The sequence below is a fragment of the Helicobacter sp. MIT 00-7814 genome, assembly GCF_003364115.1.
In the GTDB taxonomy this organism is placed as follows: domain Bacteria; phylum Campylobacterota; class Campylobacteria; order Campylobacterales; family Helicobacteraceae; genus Helicobacter_F.
On the sequence record NZ_NXLL01000073.1, the window covers coordinates 1 to 702 of the forward strand.

A 702-nucleotide genomic window follows, 5' to 3' on the forward strand; every position below is an offset into this window, starting at 1 on the left:
TTTTCAAAACACTTCACCATTTATACAAAATCTCAAGTCATTCTCTAGCTCTTGTGTGTAAATGAGCAAATCTTTGACATTCTGCGCAGTGTTAGAGTGAAAATTTGGGCGCAAAGGCATTGAGATTTCACATTTAGTAGGGATATAGACAGGCTCTTTGACAATGCGCGTAAAGCAACCGCTAATAAAAAATGGAATAAGGAATAGAGGTGCAAGCTGAATTTTCATCTCCCAAACTCCTTTAAAAGCTCATTAATCGCGTTTAACTGCGCTTCGCAAGTCGTATCAAGCACTTTTATTTGAGAATATTTTGTAATGATTTTTTGACTTTGTGTTTGTTTTTGTGCTTTGTAGGATTCTAGCTCTAGGGCGTTTTTTTGTATTTGTGCGTTTTGGAAATCTAGCGCAGTGTTGGCTTGTGCTAAATCTTTTAATGCGCTTTGCAGTTTAGAATCTGTCCTTGCATAAAAAATATAGCATACAATGCTAGCAAGCAAGAATATCATACAAAGCACGCCTAAAAGTATTTGCACTATCTTTTCCATTCCATATCCTTATATATCACTTGCAAGAGCATTGCCCTTGCAAGCTCCGCCTCCGCTTCCGACTTCGCGGAAGTAAATTCCGCTTTGTCTCCAGCTCCGCGAGCACTCACTACCTTTTTTGGTGGGCTTATGCCACTTAGAAAATTCTAAGATTGTG

2 protein-coding genes are annotated in these 702 nt (G+C 38.7%); both read right to left on the reverse strand.

Annotation, left to right across the window (positions count from 1 at the left end):
- Positions 1 to 3: 3 nt before the first annotated feature.
- Positions 4 to 228 (reverse strand): hypothetical protein, encoded by a 225-nt coding sequence (locus tag CQA49_RS09805; RefSeq protein ID WP_115575754.1) that lies wholly within the window; start codon positions 226 to 228, stop codon positions 4 to 6.
- A complete protein-coding gene (locus CQA49_RS09810) occupies positions 225 to 545 on the reverse strand; it encodes a hypothetical protein (RefSeq protein ID WP_115575755.1) in 321 nt (106 codons plus the stop codon). The genes CQA49_RS09805 and CQA49_RS09810 overlap by 4 nt, the downstream gene beginning before the upstream one ends.
- Between the last annotated feature and the right edge of the window lie 157 nt (positions 546 to 702).